The sequence below is a fragment of the Streptomyces sp. NPDC085937 genome, from assembly GCF_044540535.1.
GTDB lineage: Bacteria > Actinomycetota > Actinomycetes > Streptomycetales > Streptomycetaceae > Streptomyces.
In genome coordinates this window covers 159,139-180,251 of record NZ_JBITSH010000013.1, presented here as the reverse complement: position 1 = coordinate 180,251, position 21,113 = coordinate 159,139, and the positions used below count along the sequence as shown (strand labels likewise).

The following is a 21,113-nucleotide window of genomic DNA, read 5'->3' as shown; positions in this document are numbered from 1 at the left end:
GCGCCGATGGTACTGCAGGGGGGACCCTGTGGGAGAGTAGGACGCCGCCGAACAATTCTTATAGGAAGCCCCCGTGCCATTCGGCACGGGGGCTTCCTGCGTTTAGGGTCGAGGTCATGCGCTATGACCTGGTGATTTTCGACAACGACGGCGTCCTCGTCGACAGCGAGCCCCTGTCCAACCGACACCTCGCCGCCTATCTCACCGAGCTCGGGCACCCCACCACCTACGAGGACTCCATCCGCGACTACATGGGATCGGCCATGCACCGGGTGCACGACTTGATCGAGGAGCGGACCGGGCAACGGCTGCCGGCCGACTTCGACGACGTCTTCCACGCCCGTGTCTTCGCCGCGTTCGAGCGGGAGTTGAAGCCCGTGCCCGGAGTCGCCGACGTACTGGGCAAGCTGACGGCGGACGGGGTGCCGTACTGCGTGGCGTCGTCGGGGAGCCATGAACGGATCCGGGTCGGACACCGGGCGGCCGGGTTGGACGGCTTCTTCGACGACGGGAGGATCTTCAGCTCGCAGGACGTCGGCCGGGGGAAGCCCGCCCCTGATCTGTTTCTGTACGCGGCCTCGCGCATGGGCACGCCTCCCGAGCGGTGCGTCGTCGTAGAGGACAGCCCGCTCGGCGTCCAAGCGGCCGTCGCGGCCGGGATGGACGTCTACGGGTTCACCGGGATGACGCCGGCGGAGAAGCTGAACGGCGCCACCCGACTCTTCGGCGCGATGGGGGAGTTGCTGCCCCTGCTCGCGGACGGCGCACGCGCTGAGAACTGAGCACGATTCATCTTTGACCGGATCTACCCCCCGGTACCCCCGAGCCTTACGCTCGCCGCCATGACTGATGTGCTGCGGCGCGGCAGGGGCTCGCTGGCGTTCAGCTTCCTGGTGCAGGGCGTCGCCTTCGCCCTGCTCGTGACACGCATCCCGGGCATCCAGGACCGGTACGGGGTCTCCGACGCGCTGCTGCCCGTCTTCCTGGCCGCCGTGCCCATCCTGGCCGGCATCGGCAGTGTCTCCACGGAGCGGCTGGTGAAGCGGGTGCCGCCCAGCCGGGTGCTGCGGTGGTCCCAGCCGGTGGTGCTGCTGGCGCTGCTGGGGGTCGGCGCCGGGCGGCAGATGGCCGCGCTGGCCGTGGCGCTGGCCGCGTTCGGGCTGGCCGTGGGGGCGCTGGACGCCTCGATGAACATGCTCGGGGTGAGTCTGCAGCGGGCGTACGGGCGCAGCATCATGCTGAGTTTCCACGCGGCGTACAGCCTGGGCGGGATCGTCGGGGCGTCGCTCGCCTGGGTGGGGGCGCACTGGGAGTTGGCGCTGTGGGTGTCGTATCTGCCGGTGGTGCTGGTGCTGCTGCCGGCCGCGCTGGTGGGCAGCCGGTGGTACGTCGACGGGGAGGCCCAGGCGCGGGAGGAGGAGGCGCCGGAGGGCAAGGGCGCGGCGGCCGACGGGGGTGCGGGCGGCGGGCTGAGGTGGCTGCTGCCGTTGTGCCTGGTGATGACGGTGGCGTACATCGGGGACTCGACGGTGTCCAACTGGTCGGCGAAGTACCTGCAGGACGTGCTGGGCAGTTCCGAGCAGATGGCGACCGTCCCGTACAACGTCTACATGGTGACGACGCTGCTCGGGCGGACGGTCGGGGATGTCGGGGTGCGGCGGTTCGGGGCTGTCGCGGTGGTGCGGTCGGGGGCCGTGGTGGCGGCGGTGGGGTTCGCCGTGGTGGCCTCGGCGCCGGGGGCGTGGGCGGGAATGCTGGGGTTCACGCTGCTGGGGCTCGGGCTGTGCGTCCTGGTGCCGCAGACGTTCGCGGCGGCGGGGCGGCGGGCGCACGAGTCGGGACGTCCTGGGGCGTCGGACGCGGCCGTGGCGCGGTTGAACGTCTTCAACTACGTGGGGTTCCTGATCGGTTCGCCGCTGGTGGGGGCGCTGGGCGATGCCTGGAGCTACCGCGGGGCGATGCTGGTGCCGATGGTGTTGGTGCTGGTGACGCTTGTGCACGCCCGCTCGTTCGCGCCGGGGGGCGACCGATACGGTGGCGGGCATGAGCGGCCGCACACAGCTGATGTGGGACGAAGCAGTAACGGGCTATGACTTCGGGCGGGACCATCCGATGGACCCGGTCCGGCTGGCGCTGACCCGGAGCCTGGTCGGCGCCCTCGGCCTGGACCGTGACGTCGACGTGGTCGCGGCGAAGGCGGCGGGGGAGTCGACGCTGCGGCTCGTCCACCGGGAGGACTACATCGACGCGGTGCGGGCCGCGTCGGCCGACCCCGGGGCGGCGGACCAGTCGTACGGGCTGGGGACGATCGACGATCCGGCGTTCGCCGGGATGCACGAGGTGTCGGCGCTGATCGCGGGCCAGTCGGTGGGCGCGGCGGAGGCCGTGTGGCGGGGCGACGCGCTGCACGCGGTGAACTTCGCGGGCGGGCTGCACCACGCGATGCCGGGCGCCGCCTCCGGGTTCTGCGTGTACAACGACGCCGCGCTGGCGATCGCCCGGCTGCTGGAGCTCGGTGCGGAGCGGGTCGCGTACGTCGATGTCGACGTGCACCACGGGGACGGTGTGCAGGCGGCGTTCTGGGAGGACCCGCGGGTGCTGACGATCTCGCTGCACGAGCATCCGAGCACGCTGTTCCCGCAGACCGGGTGGCCGGGTGAGACGGGCGCGTCGGACGCGGAGGGCAGCGCGGTGAACGTGGCGCTGCCGGCCGGGACCGGGGACGCGGGGTGGCTGCGGGCGTTCCACGCGGTCGTGCCGGAGCTGATCGCGGACTTCCGGCCGCAGGTGCTGGTGACGCAGCACGGGGCCGACACGCACTTCGAGGACCCGCTGGCGCACCTGGCGGTGTCGCTGGACGCCCAGCGGGCGGTGCAGACGGCGTGCCACGAGCTGGCGCACGAGCACGCCGACGGCCGCTGGGTGGCGCTGGGCGGCGGGGGTTACGCGGTGATCGAGGTCGTGCCGAGGTCCTGGTCGCATCTGGTGGGCATCGCGGCGGAGCGGCCGGTCGAGCCCACGACGCTGATTCCGGAGGGGTGGCGTCAGGAGGTGTACGCGCGGACCCGGCAGGACGGCCCGCGCCGGATGACGGACGGCCGGTGGCCGGTGTCCTGGGCCGCGTGGGACGACGGGTACGACCCGGCGGACCGGCTGGACCAGGCGATCCTCGCGTCCCGGCGGGCGGTGTTCCCGCTGCGCGGGCTGCTGCCGTGACCGTCCCTCGGGGGGCGGGGCGTTACGCCGACCGTGGGGTGTGGTCCGGGTTCCGGTCACGGGGCGCGGCGGGGTGGCGCACCATCGCTCGGGTGGGGACCGTGGAGCGCCTGCGGGCGCATCTTCTGAGGGCCGGGCTCGCCGGGGTGGTGGGTACCGCCCGGGAGGAGAGCCTGCGCAGTTACCGGCTGTTCGCCGCGCGGGACCCGCGTGTGCTGATCGGTCTCGATCCTGTCGGGGCGTGGGGTGAGCGGGAGGTCCTGGCGCTGATGGCGGACCGGTGCGGGGTCTCGGCCGACCCGGGCGTCACGTCCGGGCCCGAGAGGATCGATCCGGAGCGTACGCTGGCCGCCCTGGACGCCTGTGCGGGGCTGCTGGCGGAGGCCGCGCTCCACCGGGTTCCGGTGCTGCTGGGCACGGGTCACCCGCATCGGCTGCTCGGTTTCTACGCCGCGCTCGCAGACGCGTTGTCGGCGGCGGGATGTGACGTCCTCACCCCGGCGCAGGGTCGCTGTGTCGACATAACGACCCGGTTCGGTCTACGCACGGGCAACCTCGACTACGTCCGCGGGGTCGGGCTGGTCCGGGGCGCGACCTCGCGGCGCTCCGGTTGTGAGCCGGGCGCGCACACGCACTCCCCCCTCCCGGTTCGGGTCGCGCTGGCCGCGGCGGCGGACGCCGGCGGGCCGCTGCCCGGGCTGGTGATCGGTGACCACGGCTGGGTCTGCGGGGCAGGTCAGCTGGGGTTCGAGAGTGTCGGGCTGGCCGATGTGAACGACCCGGCGCCGTTCGTCGGGCAGGCCGAGGGGGCGGTGTCCGTGGCCGTTCCGGTTGACGACGGCGTGCGGTCCGATCACTACCTGCCGCTGACCCGCTACGTACTCAATCGAGCGTGTCTGTCACAGTAGGCCGCCGATGGGTGCACCTCTTCCCCACTCGCATCACCCGCCCCTACATTGGGGAGTGAGCACGCAACGACGAAGAGTCACCGGAAGGGGAAGCCGGTGGCCGTCGAGTGCGGAAGGTTCAGGTGTGTCATGGCTGCAGCTGGCGAGAGGCCTCTGAACGAGGTTCAGTTCCTTACCGTGGCGGAAGTCGCCTCGGTGATGCGAGTGTCGAAGATGACCGTGTACCGGCTGGTGCACAGCGGTCATCTGCCCGCGATCCGTGTGGGGCGGTCCTTCCGCGTCCCGGAGCAAGCGGTGCACGAGTACCTCCGCGAGAGCTACGTGGGGGTGGAAACCGCCTGACGGCGATCCGGGAAGGTCCGTATCGGGCACTCATGGGCCTTCCCGGTCACCTCGATTACGACCTCAGCGCTCGGGCGGGTAGGCTAGCCCCTCGTAGGTCGTGTGGGCCCATGGCGCCCAAACACCGAGTGATGAGAAGTGAGCGAGGGTAGTCGTGGGCTCTGTTATCAAGAAGCGGCGCAAGCGGATGGCCAAGAAGAAGCACCGCAAGCTGCTCAAGCGCACGCGCGTCCAGCGTCGCAACAAGAAGTAAGCGACAGCGCGAGAGCGTGTCCAGTGGCCCCCCACCGCGATTCGGTGGGGGGCCACTGCCTTGTGATCCGCCCGGTGGGTCGGATGCGGGCGGCGCGTGGGGTGGTACGTCCCGGGGATGTTGTCACTTCACGTATCCGCTCGGCGTCGCTGGGCTACGGGAACCCGATAGGTTGGCCGTCGGCAGCAGGGTGAGAGAAGGGCGCTGATCTTGGGGAAGGTCGTGCTGGTGACCGGGGTGGCCCGGCAGCTGGGGGGCCGCTTCGTGCGGCGGATCCAGCGGGATCCCGAAGTCGACCGGGTCGTCGCCGTGGACGCGGTCCGGCCCGAGCACCATCTGGGCGGCGCCGACTTCGTCCAGGCGGACATCCGGCAGCCCACCATCGCGCGGGTGCTGGCCGAGTCGGGCGCCGACACGGTCGTCCACCTCGACGTGACGGGCACGCCGCTGGTCAGCGGCAGCCGGGCGTCGCTGAAGGAGACCAACGTCATCGGCACCATGCAGCTGCTGGGCGCCTGCCAGAAGTCGCCGAACATCAAGCGGCTGGTGGTGAAGTCCAGCACCAACGTCTACGGGTCGGCGCCGCGCGACCCGGCGGTGTTCACCGAGTCGACCCCACCCAAGTCGCTGCCCAGCGGCGGCTTCGCCAAGGACACGGTGGAGGTCGAGGGGTATGTGCGCGGCTTCGCCCGCCGCCGCCCGGACGTGGCGGTGTGCGTGCTGCGGTTCGCCAACATCCTGGGCCCGGCCGCGGACACCCCGCTCGCGTCGTACTTCGCGCTGCCGGTGCTGCCGACGGTGTTCGGCTACGACCCGCGGCTGCAGTTCGTGCACGAGGACGACGTGGTGGAGGTGCTGCGGATCGGCGCGCACGAGCCGCGGCGCGGCACGCTCAACAGCGGGACGTTCAACATCGCCGGCGACGGGGTGCTGCTGCTGTCGCAGTGTTCGCGGCGGCTGGGCCGGCCGACGGTGCCGCTGCTGCTTCCCGCGGTCACCTGGGCGGGCTCCCTGGTGCGTACGCTGGGGATGTCCGACTTCTCGCCCGAGCAGATCCGGCTGCTGACGCACGGACGGGTGGTGGCGACGGACCAGATGCGGGAGACGCTCGGTTTCACCCCCAAGTACTCGACTGCTGAAACGTTTGCGGACTTCGTGCGCAGCCGTGGTCCCGGGCTGCTGCCGCCGGAGACCGTCGCGAGGGCTGTCGACCGGGTCGCCGCGCTGCCCCTGCCGGGCAGCGGTCATGTGCCGACGCAGAGCGCCAACTGAGGAGCGCAGCAACGATGGCGGATGCCAAGGTCATTCCGTTCGACGACGACCACCGCTCCCGCGGAGGTGCCGCGTCGCGCCGCCGTGGTGCGGCCGGCCGGCGCGCGGGCGGCGGGCGGCCCGCCGCGGTGGGGGAGGTCCAGCCCCTGCCGGGGGCGGTGCCGGTGCGGCAGGATGAGCCCGTGACCGGTGACGAGGAGCAGCCGAGGGAGCCGGCCGCGGACCGTGACGGCGACGGCGGTCTGGAGCAGCGCCTCGCGAGCGGGCTGGCGTTCCTGCGCCGCCGGCTCACCGGGGACTACGAGGTCGACGACTTCGGCTACGACGAGGAGCTCACCGACCAGGTCCTGATGTCCTTGCTGCGCCCGATGTACGAGAAGTACTTCCGGGTCGAGGTGAAGGGCGTCGAGAACATCCCGTCGGAGGGCGGCGCGCTGATCGTCGCCAACCACTCGGGGACGCTCCCGGTGGACGGGCTGATGATGCAGGTCGCCGTGCACGACCACCATCCCGCCGAGCGGCATCTGCGGCTGCTGGCGGCGGACCTGGTGTTCGTGCTGCCGGTGGTGAACGAGCTGGCGCGGAAACTGGGGCACACGCTGGCCTGTGCGGAGGACGCCGAACGGCTGTTGGCGCAGGGCGAGTTGGTCGGGGTGATGCCGGAGGGGTTCAAGGGTATCGGGAAGCCGTTCTCCGAGCGGTACAAGCTGCAGCGGTTCGGCCGGGGCGGGTTCGTGTCGACGGCGCTGCGGCACGGCGTGCCGATCGTGCCGTGCTCGATCGTCGGGGCGGAGGAGATCTACCCGATGATCGGCAACGCCAAGACGCTGGCGCGGCTGCTGGGCTTCCCGTACTTCCCGCTCACGCCGACGTTCCCCTGGCTCGGGCCGCTCGGGGCGGTCCCGCTGCCGACGAAGTGGACCATCCAGTTCGGGGAGCCGATCCCCACGGACGGGTATCCGCCGGAGGCGGCGGAGGACCCGATGCTGATGTTCAACCTGACCGACCAGGTCCGGGAGCAGATCCAGCACACGCTGTACAAGCTGCTGGTGCAGCGGCGGTCGGTGTTCTTCTGACGGTGCCTCCTGCGCGGACAGGAAGGGCTGGGGGCGTCCCTTGAGGTGAGGGGCGCCCCCAGCGGGCTAGTTCCGGTCCTCCGCGTCGATGCCCAGACCCGGGAGGAGGCCGGGGAGGAGCGGCGGGAGGGTGACGTCGGGGGCGGGAGGCCGGGTGGCCGTGCCGGTGGGCGGCGGGGTGCTCTGGCCGCTCTCCTTCGGCGGGTCGAGGAGGCCGCCGGTGTTGCCGCCGAGCAGTCCGTCCTTCTCGCGGCCGGTGTCGGCGGATCCGGTCGGTCCGGCGCTGTCCGCGTCGCGCTCCTCGGCGGTGTCCCGGCCGGTGCCGGGGGACTGCGAGGGGCCGGACTCGGACGGGCTGCCGGAGGCGGAGGCGGTCCCGTCGCGCCGCGCCCCTTCGCCCTGCTTGTCGTCCGCAGGCTGGGGCAGCAGGGACCGCAGCGGGGCCACGTCTTCGTCTATGGCGTCGAACACCGACGAGACCTGCTCACTCACGTCGCCCAGCTGCACGGGGAGCCGGTCGCGCAGGCTGCCCCAGGTGTCGCGGTGGGCCTGCGAGAAGGACGACAGTGCCTGCATGGGGCCGAGCGAGTCGGGATTGCGCTCGTAGGCCTCGCGCAGCAGCCGGTGACCCTCCGAGGCGTCGTGCCGCATGCCGGAGAGCGTGCGGCGGATCTCGCTCAGGTCCTCGTGGTCGAGGGAGCCGCCGCGGTCGCGCTCCATGAGGCGGCGGGCCTCGCTCAGCCGGGTGGAGGCGTGGTCGAGGTAGACCCGGCCGCGCTCGTCGTCGCCGTCGGCGAATCCGAGCTTGACGTCCTCGATGCCGCGCTTGAGTCCGTAGAGGGAGTCACCGGGGAGGGCGTCGGAGCTGGCGGCGGCCACTCCGCCGAAAGTGCCGGCTGCGACGCCGACGGTGAGTCCGCCCGCGGTGAGTCCTTTGGCCAGTCGCGACCGGGGCCGCAGTTTGCCCAGCGGGGTCGCCCGGTGGGCGCCCTTGGCCCGGCGTGAGCGCTGTCCGGGGACGGCCCGGTCCGTCGCCTCGCCCGCGGCGGTGCCCTCCTGGAGCATGGCCTCGAACGCGGCCACCAGCTGGGCCCGCTGGACGACCTTCACCTCGGGGTCCAGTTCCGGTTTGGGCAGCGCGCCCAGACCGGAGGCCAGCGTGAGCAGCTGGTCCCGTTCGGTCTCGGCGGCGGCCGGGGCCGGTGCCGGTCCTTCGGTTCGCTCGGCCGCCGTGCCCCGGTCGGACTGCTCCTCCAGGGCCTGGGCGAAGGCGTTCGCCCGCCGGTGCGCCGATACGTTCGCGATCACTGGCGGCACCTCCTCTCGTCATGACGGTCGACTCCCCAGGGGGTCCTGAGGGTTCCCCGGGCCGGCCGACGCCACACGATCGGGTGAGCGGAGCCGGTCAGGGGGTGACCACAGGGAGCCTGTATCCCGCACAACGACGGGCGCGGCACTTGGGTTACGGACATCGGATGCCCGAATCAGGAAACCAACCCAGTTTCACTCACGGTGAGTTGGCTGTCGCCGAGCGTGCCGCCCGGTGGAGGGTGCGTCAGCGGGCGTCGTCCGGGAGCAGTCGGGCGAGTGTGCGGACGGCCCGGTACTGGAGGGTCTTGATCGCGCCCTCGTTCTTGCCCATGACGCGGGCGGTCTCGGCGACGGACAGCCCCTGGAGGAACCGGAGCGTGACGCACTCCTGCTGTTGGGGGTTGAGACGTCGTACGGCATCGAGGAGGGCGGCGTTGGACAGGGACTCGAGAACGGAATCCTCGGGGGAGCGCTCGACCTCGTTGGCGTCGAGCATCTCGCCGGTGGTGACCTCGAGGCGGAAGCGGCTGGACTTGAAGTGGTCGGCGACGAGGTTGCGGGCGATGGTCACCAGCCAGGCGCCGAAGTCGCGGCCCTGCCAGGTGAAGGTGCCGATGCGGCGCAGGGCCCGCAGAAAGGTCTCGCTGGTGAGGTCCTCGGCGGTCGCCTTCCCGCCGACCCGGTAGTAGATGTAGCGGTAGACGGTGTCGCTGTACTGGTCGTAGAGCCGGCCGAACGCCTCCGCCTCGCCCGCCTGGGCGCGCTCCACGAGGTCCATCATCCGGGCGCTGTCGCTGTCGGCGGCCGGACGGCGGGTGGTGGTGGCGGCGGACGGGCGTCCCCGTCTGCCGACCGCGGCCGTGCCCTCGGCAAGGGCGTAGCACGGGCCGGCGGGGGCGGTGGCGAATGCGGGGACGGCGTACGCGGGGGGGACGATTCCGCGCAACATGTCTCGGGCTGTCGCGACTGTCGCGCGCAGCGTAGCCAGGCCCGAGGCGTCAACCCCGACGTGTGGGTACACGGGACTCCCAGAGGCAGAGCTTCCATCACGTGCAGTGCGGGGCCGTTCACCCGTCGTGGCGAAGGGAGGGTCCCGGAATGCGTCTGAGGAGAATAACGCTTCGTACAGGCCCTGCTACACCCAGTTGCTCAAATCATCGATTACGTCGCTTCCGTAACCGGTTGACGCATGTTCAGGGGCGGCCTGTTGACCGGTTGGTGACCGGAAGCTTTCGTTTTCCGGTTAAGTCCCGGGCGAGTTGTGGCCGTGTGCAGCCAAGAGGACTGCTGGGGGCGGTTGCTGGGTACGGCAGTCGGATTGGGCGTGTCGCGGCACGGCCCGCTCACGGCGGGCACACACGGGCACGCCGCCGGACGTCAGCGGCGCTTGCGGTGCAGGGCGATGGCGGCGGCCGTGCCCCCGGCCACCGCGCCCACGCCGGCCGCCGCCGGGATGCCGACCTTGGCCGCCTTGCGGCCGGTGCGGTAGTCACGCAGCCGCCAGTCCATCCGGCGGGCGTGCTTGCGCAGCTTGGAGTCGGGGTTGATCGCGTAGGGGTGGCCCACCAGCGACAGCATCGGGATGTCGTTGTGCGAGTCGCTGTAGGCGGCGCAGCGGCCGAGGTCCAGCCCTTCCGCCAGCGCCAGCGCGCGGACCGCCTCCGCCTTCGCCGGGCCGTGCAGCGGCTCGCCGACCAGTTTGCCCGTGTACACGCCGTCGACGGACTCGGCGACCGTGCCCAGGGCGCCGGTCAGGCCGAGCCGGCGGGCGATCACCGTGGCGATCTCCACCGGGGCGGCGGTGACCAGCCACACCCGCTGGCCCGCGTCGAGGTGCGCCTGGGCCAGCGCCCGGGTGCCGGGCCAGATGCGCTCCGCCATGTACTCGTCGTAGATCTCCTCGCCGATGGACTGCAGCTCGGAGACGCGGTGGCCCTGGACGATGGAGAGCGCCGAGTCGCGGGCCTCCTGCATGTGCTCGGGGTCCTCGACGCCGGCCAGCCGGAACCACGCCTGCTGCCAGGCGAACCGGGCGAGCTCGCGGGTGTCGAAGAACTTCCGCTTGTACAGGCCCCGCCCGAAGTGGAACAGGGCGGCGCCCTGCATCACGGTGTTGTCCAGGTCGAAGAACGCGGCGGCCCGCTCGTCACCGGGGACCGGGAACGCGGGTTCACGTTCGGAAACTTCCTGGGTGGACTTGCGTGCGGCCTCCGCCGAGGCCTCGCCTGCCAACACGCTCCGCGCCGTGGCGGAGCGCCTACGGGGAGTGAGCCATCCGAGAGCGGCCATGGCGTGAGCATAGCCAGTGTGCGGGGCCGATCCGGAGCCGAGAGGTACGGAGGTCGTGAACTCTGTGTGTCCCGACGGTTGTCCCCGGCCTCGTGCCGCGCGGGAGAATGGCCCGTATGAGTCCACTCTTCCGTCGCGCCCGGTCCGGGGGGGACCGGCTCGTGACCCTGGTGCGCAAACCCGGCTGCCATCTGTGCGACGACGCGCAGGTGGTGGTGGAGAAGGTGTGCGCCGATCTCGGCGTCCCGTGGGAGTCGAAGGACATCACCGAGGACCGGGAGCTGTACGACCGGTACTGGGAGCAGATCCCGGTGGTGCTCGTCGACGGACGGCAGCACACCTTCTGGCGCGTGAACGAGGCCCGGCTCCGCGCGGCGCTGAGTGACTGACCGGCCAGTCCAAACTGGCCGGAAAGTCGCTTAGGATCGATGGTGACTTGGTCTCGGGGGCGGGATTCACAGAGGGAAGTGGATGTTTTGCCCCTAGAAGAAAAGGAACGGCGGTGCGGGTGCGCCGGTTCCGGCCATGTGCGCCGGGGGCGCGTGACCCCGGTCACGTTGGCCGGGCAAATCGGACACAATCTTTGTGCACGCGTTCACAAAGACATAGCCTGCATTCGACGGGGCGGTCCGGGGACGTATGACCGCCTGAAGCCCCGCTCTACCCGCAGGAGCACCGTGGCAACTGGCCGAACTCACCGACCGGCGACCCGTAGCCGAGGGATTCCCGAGGCCACCGTCGCCCGGCTTCCGCTGTACCTCCGCGCCCTGACCGCGCTCTCCGAGCGCTCGGTGCCCACGGTCTCCTCCGAGGAGCTGGCGGCCGCCGCGGGGGTCAACTCCGCGAAGCTGCGCAAGGACTTCTCCTACCTGGGCTCCTACGGCACCCGGGGCGTCGGCTACGACGTCGAGTATCTCGTGTACCAGATCTCCCGTGAACTGGGCCTCACCCAGGACTGGCCGGTTGTGATCGTCGGTATCGGTAACCTCGGCGCCGCCCTGGCCAACTACGGCGGGTTCGCCTCCCGTGGTTTCCGGGTCGCCGCGCTGATCGACGCCGACCCCGCGATGGCCGGGAAGCCCGTCGCCGGGATCCCGGTGCAGCACACCGACGAGCTCGAGGCGATCATCCGGGACAACGGCGTGTCCATCGGTGTCATCGCCACCCCCGCCGGTGCCGCCCAGCAGGTCTGCGACCGGCTCGTGGCCGCCGGTGTCACCTCCATCCTGAACTTCGCGCCGACCGTGCTGACCGTCCCGGACGGCGTCGACGTGCGCAAGGTGGACCTCTCCATCGAGCTGCAGATCCTCGCATTCCACGAGCAGCGCAAGGCCGGCGAGGAGGCCGCCGAGGTGGCCGCCCAGGCCGCCGCCGGTGCCTCCGCCGCCGCGCGTGAGAAGTCCGCCACCGACCAGGGACCCGACGGGGACGTACCCGCCGTGATGCCGGCATGAGCCTCCTCGTCGTCGGACTGAGTCACCGCAGCGCCCCGGTCAGCGTGCTGGAGCGGGCGTCGCTGAGCGCGGACGCGCAGACCAAGCTGCTGCAGGACACGGTCGCCGCGGAGCCCGCCTCCGAGGGCGCGGTCCTCGCCACCTGCAACCGCATCGAGCTGTACGCCGACGTGGACAAGTTCCACGCCGGTGTCGCCGAGCTGTCCACGCTGCTCGCCCAGCACAGCGGGGTCGGCCTGGAGGAGCTCACTCCTTATCTTTATGTGCACTACGAGGACCGGGCCGTGCACCACCTGTTCTCGGTGGCCTGCGGACTGGACTCGATGGTCGTGGGCGAAGGGCAGATCCTCGGCCAGATCAAGGACTCGCTCGCCCGGGCGCAGGAGACGCACACCGCCGGACGCCTGCTGAACGACCTGTTCCAGCAGGCGCTGCGGGTCGGCAAGCGCGCCCACTCGGAGACCGGCATCGACCGCGCCGGGCAGTCCCTGGTCACCTTCGGCCTGGAGCAGCTCGCGCTCGGCACCCCCGTCGAGTCCTGGGCCCGCGGCAAGAAGGCCCTCGTCATAGGCGCCGGGTCGATGTCCTCGCTGTCCGCCGCCACCCTCGCGCGTGCCGGGGTCGCCGAGGTCGTCGTCGCCAACCGCACGCCCGACCGCGCCGAACGGCTGGTGCGGATCCTCACCGAGGGGGACGACACGGACGTGGCGGCCCGCGCGGTCCCGATGACATCGGTGCCGTTCGAGCTGACACGTGCCGATGTGGTCGTTTCCTGCACGGGTGCGACGGGCCTGGTCCTGACGGCCGAGACGGTTGCCGCGGGCGTCGAGGGACGCGTGGTGACGTCGCCGGTCGTCGACCTGGACGTCGTCGCCGAGGAGGACGCCCGCGAGAGCGCCCCGCCCGCGCAGCCCTCCACCGAGGACGGCTGCCCGGTGGACCTGCCCGCGGTGCGGCCCGGCTTCTCCGTGATGGGGGAGGCGGCCGTCGCCGGGATGGACGCGGCCACGCTGGAGCAGCACGGCGCGTGGGCCGCGGGCTCCGCCGTCGACCGCCGGGACGCCGCCCGCGGCACCGGACCAGAGGCGGACGCCGAGGTCATCGGCGCGCTCGCCGCGACCGCTTCCGCGATCGGCCGCATTCCCGAGCGCCGCCGCCCCGAGCCGGTGGCCGCGCCGCCGCGCCCGGAGCCCGTGCTCTTCCTGCTGGACCTCGCCATGCCGCGGGACGTCGACGCGGCGGCGCACCGCCTGCCCGGCGTGCGGCTGGTGGACATCGAATCGCTCGCGGAGGCGTCCGCGGACGCTCCGATGGCTGCCGATGTGGACCAGGTCCGGCGTATCGTCTCCGACGAGGTCGCCGCGTTCGGCGCGGCACAGCGGGCGGCGCACATCACGCCGACCGTCGTCGCCCTGCGGACCATGGCGGCCGACGTGGTGGCCGGAGAGATGGCCCGCCTGGAGGGGCGGCTCCCCGGCCTGGACGACAAGCACCGCGCGGAGATCACCCAGACCGTGCGCCGGGTGGTCGACAAGCTGCTGCACGCCCCGACGGTCCGGGTCAAGCAGCTCGCGGCCGAGCCCGGCGGAGCCGGGTACGCGGACGCGCTGCGCACCCTGTTCGACCTCGACCCCGAGACGGTGGCCTCCGTCTCCCGCGCCGAGGAAAGCACCGAGAAGAACGCAGAGAACCGAGGGCCGGGATGACTGAGAAGGCACTGAGGCTGGGGACCAGGCGCAGCAAGCTCGCCATGGCCCAGTCCGGGCAGGTGGCGGATGCCGTGAGCCAGGTGACCGGACGGCCCGTCGAGCTCGTCGAGATCACCACGTACGGCGACGTCTCGCGCGAGCACCTCGCGCAGATCGGCGGCACGGGCGTCTTCGTCGCCGCCCTGCGGGAGGCGCTGGCACGCGGCGAGGTGGACTTCGCGGTGCACTCCCTGAAGGACCTGCCGACCACGCAGCCCGACGAGCTGGTCGTGGCGGCGATCCCGGTACGGGAGGACCCGCGGGACGTGATCATCGCGCGGGACGCGCTGAAGCTCACCGATCTGCCGCGCGGGGCGCGCATCGGCACGGGTTCGCCGCGCCGCATGGCGCAGCTGAACGCGTACGCGCGCACTCACGGCCTGGACTTCGAGACGGTCCCGATCCGGGGCAACGTCGACACCCGCATCGGGTACGTCACCAAGGGCGACCTGGACGCGGTGGTGCTGGCGGCCGCCGGGCTCAACCGGGTCGGCCGCAGCGACGAGGTGACCGACTTCCTGTCGGTCGACACGATTCTGCCCGCCCCCGGCCAGGGGGCACTGGCGGTCGAGACCACCGCGGACAACGCGGACCTCATCGCCGCGCTCGCCCAGCTCGACGACCCGTTCACGCGGGCCGCCGTGACGGCCGAGCGGTCACTGCTCGCCGCCCTGGAGGCCGGCTGCAGCGCACCCGTGGGGGCGCTCGCCGACCTTCCCCCATTCTCGGCTCCGCTCGAGCGGGGGGACCCCCACGCCGACGGGCAGATTGTCAAGGAAATGCGCCTGCGGGGCGTCGTCGGCTCGACCGACGGTTCCACGCTGGTGCAGCTGTCCACCACCGGTCCCGTGCCCGAGACGCACGAGGCGGCGATGGCGCTCGGTCGCGAACTCGCCACCGAGATGCTGGCGCAGGGCGCGGCCGGTCTGATGGGGGAGCGAGCACTTTGAGCCCCACCACTCTTCCCGCCCCTCCGGAACAAGGGCACGTCACCTTCCTCGGTGCCGGACCCGGGGATCCGGGACTGCTGACCCTGCGCGCCGTGGAGGCCCTGGCGAACGCGGACGTCCTCGTCGCCGAGCACGACGTGCTCGATGTCGTACGGACGCACGCCAGGCAGGGCGTCTCCGAGGTGCACACGGACGCGGACACGTCCGCGCCGGGCACGGGCACGCCCCAGCTGACGGTCGTTGACGGCGCGTCAACAACCGCCGGAATTCCCTCGATGAGGGATGCCGCACATCTTGTCATGGAGGCCGCGCGGGGCGGCAAGCGGGTCGTCCGTGCCGTGTCCGGTGATCCCGGCCTCGACGCGTACGCCGCCGAGGAGATGCTGGCGTGCGCCTCGGCCGGGGTGCCGTTCGAGGTCGTGCCCGGTGTCGCCACCGCGGTCGGCGTGCCCGCGTACGCCGGTGTGCCGCTGCGGGACGCCCAGGGCACCGACGTGCGGTTCGTCGACGCGCGGACGGCGTCCGACCGGTGCTGGACGGAGGTCGGCGCCTCCGACGGCACGGTGGTCGTCTCCACCACGCTGGACTCGGTGGCCGCCGCCGCGGGCGAACTGGTGTCCGCCGGACGTAAGCCCGACACCCCCCTGACGGTGACCGTCGCGGGCACCACCACCCGCCAGCGCACCTGGACGGCGACGCTCGGCACGATCGCGCAGACGCTGAAGCAGGCGAAGGTGCTGCCCTCCCCGGAGGGCGGCCGGCCGGTGATAGCCGTGGTCGGTGAGCGTTCCGCCGCCGCCCAGCGGGACCGGCTGGCGTGGTTCGAGTCCAAGCCGCTGTTCGGCTGGAAGGTGCTCGTGCCGCGCACCAAGGAGCAGGCGGCGTCGCTCTCCGACCAGCTGCGGTCCTACGGGGCCGTGCCGCACGAGGTGCCGACCATCGCCGTCGAACCCCCGCGCACACCCCAGCAGATGGAGCGCGCGGTCAAGGGCCTGGTCACCGGCCGCTACGAGTGGATCGCCTTCACCTCGGTCAACGCGGTCAAGGCGGTGCGGGAGAAGTTCGAGGAGTACGGGCTCGACGCCCGTGCCTTCGCCGGGATCAAGGTCGCGGCGGTGGGCGAGCAGACCGCCAACGCGCTGATCGCCTTCGGCGTGAAGCCGGACCTGGTGCCGAGCGGCGAGCAGTCGGCCGCCGGTCTCCTGGAGGACTGGCCGCCGTACGACCCGGTCTTCGACCCGATCGACCGTGTCTTCCTGCCGCGCGCCGACATCGCCACCGAGACGCTGGTCGCGGGCCTCATCGAGCTGGGCTGGGAGGTCGACGACGTCACGGCGTACCGCACCGTGCGCGCGTCGCCGCCGCCGGCGGAGACCCGTGAGGCGATCAAGGGCGGCGGCTTCGACGCGGTGCTGTTCACCTCGTCGTCGACGGTCCGGAACCTGGTCGGCATCGCGGGCAAGCCGCACAACGTGACGGTGATCGCGTGCATCGGCCCGGCCACGGCGAAGACGGCCGAGGAGCACGGGCTGCGGGTGGACGTGATGGCTCCCGAGCCGTCGGTCCACAAGCTGGCCGAGGCCCTCGCCGACTTCGGCGCGCGGCGCCGGCTGGCGGCGCTGGAGGCGGGCGACCCGGTCACCCGGCCGAGCGAGCGGCGGCCGGGGGCGCGGAGACGTCGGTCGACGACGTGAGGTGAGCCGCGGGTTGTGACGGCGGGGCGTGCCTTCGGGCACGCCCCGCCGTCGTGCTCTCCGGGGCCGGCCCCGGCCGGTTCAGCGCCGGGACGCGTAGGGGAGGAAGGCCGTCCAGGCCGTGGGGGTGAGGGTGAGGCGGGGGCCCTCGGGGGTTTTGCTGTCGCGGACGAGGATGTGGGCGGGGGTGGCGGCGACTTCGACGCAGGAGGGGCCGTCGTCGGAGCTGTAGCTGCTCTTCGTCCACGCCGGCTCGCCGTGGGAGGGCTTGACGGTCATGACTCCTCCAGCACTGCTTCGGACGGCTTCGCAGCGCACTGCGTAAGGAAGGTCGCCCAAGTGGTGAGGGCGAGGGTGAGGCGGGGGCCCTCGGGGGTTTTGCTGTCGCGGACGAGGATGTGGGCGGGGGTGGCGGCGACTTCGACGCAGTCGGGGCCCTCGTCCGTGCTGTGGCTGCTCTTCGTCCACACGATGTGGGTGTCGGCCTTGAGGGTCATGTCTCTCCCAGCACTTTCTCGATGAGGGCCAGTGATTCTCGCGGGCTGAGAGCCTGCGCCCGGATGGCTCCGTAACGCATGTCGAGGAGCTGTACTTCCTTCCGGTCCGCCACCACACGGCTGATGTGCTGCACCTCCAGGTGCCCGACCGTGGTGCCGTCCCTGAGCCTGAGCAGCCGGAACGACCCGGCGAGGCCCGGGTTCTCCTCGTGGCTCAGCGGAAGCACCTGAAGGTCGACGTGGGGGAACCTGCCGACGGTCAACAGGTGTTCGAGCTGCCCGCGCATCACCATCCTGCCCCCGAGGGGCCGGCGCAGCGTCGACTCGCACTGGACGAAGCTGAACAGAGGGCGGGAAGTCGTCTCGCTGATGATCTCCTGGCGCGCGACGCGGGCGGCCAGCCGCTGTTCGAGTTCATCCGCGGTGAACGGAGGCCGCCTGGCACTGAAGACGGCGCGGGCGTACTCCGGGGTTTGCAAGAGGCCGTGAATCACGGAGTTGTTGTAGGCACCCAGTTCGACGGCCTCCGCCTCCAGCTTCTTCAGGTCGCGCACGGTCTTCGGGTACCTGATCTCCGCGACGTCCCTTGCCATCGCGGAGATCTTCCCGCCCGCACCCAGCGCCGCGTCGACCGCGTCGAGGAACTCGGGGCGAGGAATGCGGCGGCCGCGCTCCACCGAGGAGACCAGTTCCTCGCCGTAGCCGATGGCCGCGCCCAGTTCCGCCTGGGTGAGTCCCGCCGCCTCGCGCCACAGCTTGAGCTGCCGTACGACCGTGCGCATGACGGCCCCGGCCTCCTCGTCGTCCAGCCACGCTTCCCATCCGGTCATCCCGCCGTCCTCCCGCCGCGCGCCCTTGACGGCTTCAACGCGGGGCGGTCGGGCCAGGTCACCGGCGTGATGGCGCTGGGCTCTCGGCTTGCCGACGGGCCGTGGGCCGGAGCCGGGCGGGGCGGGCTTCGGTGGCTTGGCCGGCGGGGCCGCGGGCCGTAAAAAGACCTAAGTACCTAGGGTAAATACCAACCAACCTGACCAAACCCGGTGTTGATCACTCGGCCGGGTGAAACGTGTCGAACTGGCTGGCGCGGCGGTGGTGCGGGCGGGCACTCTCAGCTCAGAGGGGCGGACCAACTCGGGCCTCCCCCACCCCCGTACAGACGTCGGCCCCCGCCGGGACGTAGGACTCCCGGGCGAGGGCCTGACCAAAGAGGAAGCGAACCCTTCCCCATGGCTGAACAGAAGCCTAGTGCCGCCCCGCGCCCGATTCAGGGCGTTCGACGATCCGCCACCCCGTCCGGTGTCACCCACGTACGCACGTGCCTATCCGGGCAGTACGTGGTCGTCGGCAACCACCTCGCCCAGCACCGTGAGCTGTCGCTGACCGCGATCGGACTGGCGACCCACATCTTCTCGGTGCCCGAGAGCACCCCGGTCGACATCCGCAGTCTCGCCGAGCGCTTCCCCGAGGGGCGGGACCGGATCGCCTTCGCCCTGCGGGAGTTGGAGGCGCACGGCTATCTGCGGCGGGTCCGGGAGCACACGGAGGACGGGCGGCTGGTCACGCGGACCTACGCCCACCACACGCCGGTGGACGCGGCGTCCGCCACCGTCGCGGACCCCGTGCGGCCGGTGGGACGGCGTTCGGGGGCGGCTCGTGCCCGTACCCGTCACACGGTGGAGGCCGTGGGCGGCGAGACACCTCAGGAGGACGACCAAGCCGCCGCCGAGCCGCTGGTCCCGGCCGGTCCGACAGCCCGTACGGTGCCGGAGGCGCCGGTACGTGAGGCGTCCGTCTCCGCCGCTTCCGAGATGCCGCCTCAGGAGCCCTCTCGCCCCGGACCGCTGCACGAGAAGGCGGTCGCGCTCCTCGCGGGGCTGCGCCGCGCCGACGAGCGCCTCACGTTGTCGCTGCGGGAGGTCTACCGACTGGCCCCGGCAGTCGTCGACTGGTTGGAACGGGGGGTCGGCCCGGTGGCGTTGCGCCACACCCTGACCGCCGACCTGCCCGTCGTCATGAAGCACCCGGCGGGTGTGCTCGCCTACCGCCTGCGTGAACTGCTGCCCCCGCCGCTCCCCGCCGCCCAGGAACCTCCACCACCCACGGCCGGTACCCACCGCCCGCACCCCCTGCAGGACTGCGACGGCTGCGAGCGGGTCTTCCGCGCCCCGGAACCGGGCCGCTGCCGCGACTGCCGGCACGAGCAGGTGACAGCGAGCGGGACGGCGAGTGCGGCCTGAACCGGACCGTGACGCTCGCGAGTCGGCCTGACGGGCGTTCGGAGGAGGTCAGCGGCACAGGGCGTCGATGTACTCGGCGAAAGCCGGGAACTCGGTGCGCGCCTCGGCGATGATCGTGCGGGCCGGGCGGCGGGGGGTCGTGGCGTGGCGGGCGGCCAGGGCGGGAAGGGCGCCGTCGGGACGCGGGGAATGGTCGTCGTACAGAACGGATTCAAGCGGGCCGATGCCCTCCGCCAGCACCCACAGGAAGTCGGACAGGCTGCCGGCGACGACCCCGCGTTCGCCCTCCGAGCTCAAGAAGACCACGGGCTGCTCGGTGAGGGGCCGGCCGGCGCGCACCCGCCAGAGGGCGGCGAGACCGCCGGTGCCGTCCTGGCCGAACACTCGGAAGGCATCGCCGTTCAGCTCAGGGTTCCCCGTCCACTGGCGCAGCCACTCGGTGGTCGCCTCGGCCGAGTCGAAGGCGTCGTAGGGCTCGAAGTCGATGCCCTCGCCGTCGGCGTAGTCGATCCGTGTGCGGGCCAGTTCGGCGAGGGCGGGCGGCAGGCGGCGGTCGTCACCGGTGATGTCGTTCATGCGCGCAACCTAGCCGCACGCGCCGACGACGACGGCGACGCTCCGTCGCACGGTCATCGTCGCGGTGGCCGTGGCGCGAAGGAGAGAGGGCCGGTGCGGTCCACGTAGGGGCGGGAAAGGACCGTCACGGTGAGGGAGAGCGCGGCCAGGGCGGTGATCGTCGTGGCGGGGGAGAGGAAGTGGGCGGTGGCGCCCGCGAGCGCGGCCCCGATGCCCTGCCACGTCATGCGGCCGGCGGACTCGACGCCCTGCACCTGGCCACGCACCTGCTCCGGGGTGAGGGCGAGGAGCCGTTCCTGGAGGGGCAGCGTGGCGGCGAAACCGGCACTGGCGAGGAACACCGCGACCGCCGCCACGGGGGTCGACGGGTGCAGGGCGAAGAGGAGGTACGGCGCGGCGAGCAGCAGACGCAGGGCGAACGCGCTGCGGCGCCGCCACGTCGCGGTGAGCAGCCGGCCGACGGTCAGGTCGCCGAGCAGCATCCCCGCCGACGCGGCGGCCAGCAGGACACCGGCGTGGCCCTGGGCGTAGGGGATGAACAGGGCCTCGCAGCCGACGATCAGGCCGTTCGGGACCCACAGGTTGAGCAGCAGGGCGCGAGGGCCGGAGCGGGAGAGGAGGGCCGCATTGGTCGTCCACGTCTCGCGCAGGCCTGGGCGGCGGGGCGGGCGGATGGAGCGTTCGCGGACGGTCACCGCGGTGACCACCAGAGCGGCCGCGGTCAGGGAGGCCGCCGCGAGGAACAGGCCCTGCGGGGTGAGATGGCGCAGCAGCACCGCGCCGAGGGTGAAGCCGAGGACGGCGGTGCCGCCCGCGGTGATGTTCATCAGCGACCGCGCCGGGACGTACGCCGAGGCGGGCACCACCTCGGCGAGCAGGCCCATGCGCGTGCCGGTGTTCAGGGACTGGAAGAAGCCGAGCAGCAGGAGCAGGCCGAAGCGGGCGGCCAGCGGCAGCCCGGGGACCGCCTGCGCGCAGGCGCCCGCCAGCGCGACGAACTGGAGCGCGACGAGGGTGCGGCGGGGGCGGTCGCCGTCCGCGACCGACATCAGCGTCGTCGCGCCGAGCACGGTCGCGAAGGTCGCGCCGTACATGCTGACGGCGGTCAGGAACGGCGAGCCGGTCGACCGGTCGACGAGTGTGCCGAGCGCGAAGCCGGAGAGGGTGCTCGCGGCGACGGTGAGCGTGAAGCCGGCGTACAGACCGGCGAACTCCCTGTTGCGGAGGAGGGCGCGGTAGCCGGGCGTGGGGTCGGGGGTGTCGATGGCGTTGTCGTCGGGCATGAAAAAA

At 72.1% G+C, this 21,113-nt stretch carries 22 protein-coding genes; 14 read left to right on the top strand and 8 right to left on the bottom strand.

The window, feature by feature from the left end:
• Nucleotides 1-116 precede the first annotated feature (116 nt).
• The 8 genes from ACIF8S_RS25940 to ACIF8S_RS25905 all read left to right on the top strand — a co-directional run bounded on the left by ACIF8S_RS25940 (nt 117) and on the right by ACIF8S_RS25905 (nt 7,067).
• Nucleotides 117-782 (top strand): HAD family hydrolase, encoded by a 666-nt coding sequence (locus tag ACIF8S_RS25940; RefSeq protein ID WP_400002119.1) that lies wholly within the window; start codon nt 117-119, stop codon nt 780-782.
• A gap of 60 nt (nt 783-842) precedes the next feature.
• Nucleotides 843-2,093, top strand: a complete 1,251-nt coding sequence (locus tag ACIF8S_RS25935) for an MFS transporter (RefSeq protein ID WP_400002117.1) — start codon at nt 843-845, stop codon at nt 2,091-2,093.
• On the top strand, nt 2,044-3,216 hold the full coding sequence (locus tag ACIF8S_RS25930) for an acetoin utilization protein AcuC (RefSeq protein WP_400002115.1): 1,173 nt from the start codon (nt 2,044-2,046) through the stop codon (nt 3,214-3,216). The genes ACIF8S_RS25935 and ACIF8S_RS25930 overlap by 50 nt, the downstream gene beginning before the upstream one ends.
• A gap of 92 nt (nt 3,217-3,308) precedes the next feature.
• The gene (locus ACIF8S_RS25925) at nt 3,309-4,124 is read left to right on the top strand and encodes a phosphatase (RefSeq protein ID WP_400002114.1); all 816 of its coding nucleotides are present in this window, start codon (nt 3,309-3,311) and stop codon (nt 4,122-4,124) included.
• Between the two features lie 129 nt (nt 4,125-4,253).
• The gene (locus ACIF8S_RS25920) at nt 4,254-4,466 is read left to right on the top strand and encodes a helix-turn-helix domain-containing protein (RefSeq protein ID WP_004984898.1); all 213 of its coding nucleotides are present in this window, start codon (nt 4,254-4,256) and stop codon (nt 4,464-4,466) included.
• A gap of 154 nt (nt 4,467-4,620) precedes the next feature.
• Entirely contained in the window at nt 4,621-4,719 is a 99-nt protein-coding gene (locus ACIF8S_RS25915; RefSeq protein WP_003948845.1) for a 30S ribosomal protein bS22, read from the top strand.
• A 210-nt stretch (nt 4,720-4,929) separates the two neighbouring features.
• Entirely contained in the window at nt 4,930-5,991 is a 1,062-nt protein-coding gene (locus ACIF8S_RS25910; RefSeq protein ID WP_150151631.1) for an NAD-dependent epimerase/dehydratase family protein, read from the top strand.
• A 14-nt stretch (nt 5,992-6,005) separates the two neighbouring features.
• Entirely contained in the window at nt 6,006-7,067 is a 1,062-nt protein-coding gene (locus tag ACIF8S_RS25905; protein WP_400002112.1) for a lysophospholipid acyltransferase family protein, read from the top strand.
• Nucleotides 7,068-7,133: 66 nt separating this feature from the next.
• Here ACIF8S_RS25905 and ACIF8S_RS25900 read toward each other — a convergent pair whose 3' ends face one another.
• The 3 genes from ACIF8S_RS25900 to ACIF8S_RS25890 all read right to left on the bottom strand — a co-directional run bounded on the left by ACIF8S_RS25900 (nt 7,134) and on the right by ACIF8S_RS25890 (nt 10,667).
• The gene (locus ACIF8S_RS25900; protein ID WP_400002110.1) at nt 7,134-8,375 is read right to left on the bottom strand and encodes a DUF5667 domain-containing protein; all 1,242 of its coding nucleotides are present in this window, start codon (nt 8,373-8,375) and stop codon (nt 7,134-7,136) included.
• 247 nt (nt 8,376-8,622) lie between these two features.
• Nucleotides 8,623-9,399 (bottom strand): ECF subfamily RNA polymerase sigma factor, BldN family, encoded by a 777-nt coding sequence (locus ACIF8S_RS25895; protein ID WP_349791164.1) that lies wholly within the window; start codon nt 9,397-9,399, stop codon nt 8,623-8,625.
• A gap of 356 nt (nt 9,400-9,755) precedes the next feature.
• Nucleotides 9,756-10,667, bottom strand: coding sequence for an HAD family hydrolase (locus tag ACIF8S_RS25890; protein ID WP_400002108.1), 912 nt, complete (start codon nt 10,665-10,667; stop codon nt 9,756-9,758).
• 116 nt (nt 10,668-10,783) lie between these two features.
• Here ACIF8S_RS25890 and ACIF8S_RS25885 point away from each other — a divergent pair, with 116 nt between their 5' ends.
• The 5 genes from ACIF8S_RS25885 to ACIF8S_RS25865 all read left to right on the top strand — a co-directional run bounded on the left by ACIF8S_RS25885 (nt 10,784) and on the right by ACIF8S_RS25865 (nt 16,513).
• The gene (locus ACIF8S_RS25885) at nt 10,784-11,056 is read left to right on the top strand and encodes a glutaredoxin family protein (protein ID WP_349791167.1); all 273 of its coding nucleotides are present in this window, start codon (nt 10,784-10,786) and stop codon (nt 11,054-11,056) included.
• Between the two features lie 288 nt (nt 11,057-11,344).
• On the top strand, nt 11,345-12,121 hold the full coding sequence (locus ACIF8S_RS25880; protein WP_349791168.1) for a redox-sensing transcriptional repressor Rex: 777 nt from the start codon (nt 11,345-11,347) through the stop codon (nt 12,119-12,121).
• Nucleotides 12,118-13,827, top strand: a complete 1,710-nt coding sequence (locus ACIF8S_RS25875) for a glutamyl-tRNA reductase (protein WP_400002106.1) — start codon at nt 12,118-12,120, stop codon at nt 13,825-13,827. The genes ACIF8S_RS25880 and ACIF8S_RS25875 overlap by 4 nt, the downstream gene beginning before the upstream one ends.
• Nucleotides 13,824-14,819 carry a hydroxymethylbilane synthase gene (hemC, locus tag ACIF8S_RS25870; RefSeq protein WP_400002105.1) on the top strand — a complete coding sequence of 332 codons (996 nt, stop codon included), beginning with the start codon at nt 13,824-13,826 and terminating at the stop codon, nt 14,817-14,819. The genes ACIF8S_RS25875 and hemC overlap by 4 nt, the downstream gene beginning before the upstream one ends.
• Nucleotides 14,816-16,513: a uroporphyrinogen-III synthase gene (locus ACIF8S_RS25865; RefSeq protein WP_400002103.1), complete on the top strand. Its 1,698-nt coding sequence runs from the start codon at nt 14,816-14,818 to the stop codon at nt 16,511-16,513. The genes hemC and ACIF8S_RS25865 overlap by 4 nt, the downstream gene beginning before the upstream one ends.
• 81 nt (nt 16,514-16,594) lie before the next feature.
• Here ACIF8S_RS25865 and ACIF8S_RS25860 read toward each other — a convergent pair whose 3' ends face one another.
• Genes ACIF8S_RS25860 through ACIF8S_RS25850 form a run of 3 tightly spaced genes read right to left on the bottom strand, consistent with a single transcriptional unit; the run spans nt 16,595 to nt 17,840 of the window.
• Nucleotides 16,595-16,792, bottom strand: coding sequence for a DUF397 domain-containing protein (locus ACIF8S_RS25860; protein ID WP_400002101.1), 198 nt, complete (start codon nt 16,790-16,792; stop codon nt 16,595-16,597).
• A complete protein-coding gene (locus ACIF8S_RS25855) occupies nt 16,789-17,010 on the bottom strand; it encodes a DUF397 domain-containing protein (RefSeq protein WP_400002099.1) in 222 nt (73 codons plus the stop codon). Before ACIF8S_RS25855 ends, ACIF8S_RS25860 begins: the two co-directional genes overlap by 4 nt.
• Complete coding sequence (locus ACIF8S_RS25850) at nt 17,007-17,840, bottom strand: helix-turn-helix transcriptional regulator (RefSeq protein WP_400002098.1); 834 nt, start codon at nt 17,838-17,840, stop codon at nt 17,007-17,009. Before ACIF8S_RS25850 ends, ACIF8S_RS25855 begins: the two co-directional genes overlap by 4 nt.
• 504 nt (nt 17,841-18,344) lie before the next feature.
• Between ACIF8S_RS25850 and ACIF8S_RS25845 the strand changes: the two genes are divergently transcribed.
• Nucleotides 18,345-19,247, top strand: coding sequence for a helix-turn-helix domain-containing protein (locus ACIF8S_RS25845; RefSeq protein WP_400002096.1), 903 nt, complete (start codon nt 18,345-18,347; stop codon nt 19,245-19,247).
• 48 nt (nt 19,248-19,295) lie between these two features.
• Here ACIF8S_RS25845 and ACIF8S_RS25840 read toward each other — a convergent pair whose 3' ends face one another.
• Together ACIF8S_RS25840 and ACIF8S_RS25835 are read right to left on the bottom strand one after the other, a co-directional pair.
• Nucleotides 19,296-19,823, bottom strand: a complete 528-nt coding sequence (locus ACIF8S_RS25840; RefSeq protein WP_400002094.1) for an SMI1/KNR4 family protein — start codon at nt 19,821-19,823, stop codon at nt 19,296-19,298.
• A gap of 53 nt (nt 19,824-19,876) precedes the next feature.
• Nucleotides 19,877-21,106 (bottom strand): hypothetical protein, encoded by a 1,230-nt coding sequence (locus ACIF8S_RS25835; protein ID WP_400002092.1) that lies wholly within the window; start codon nt 21,104-21,106, stop codon nt 19,877-19,879.
• Nucleotides 21,107-21,113: the final 7 nt, after the last annotated feature.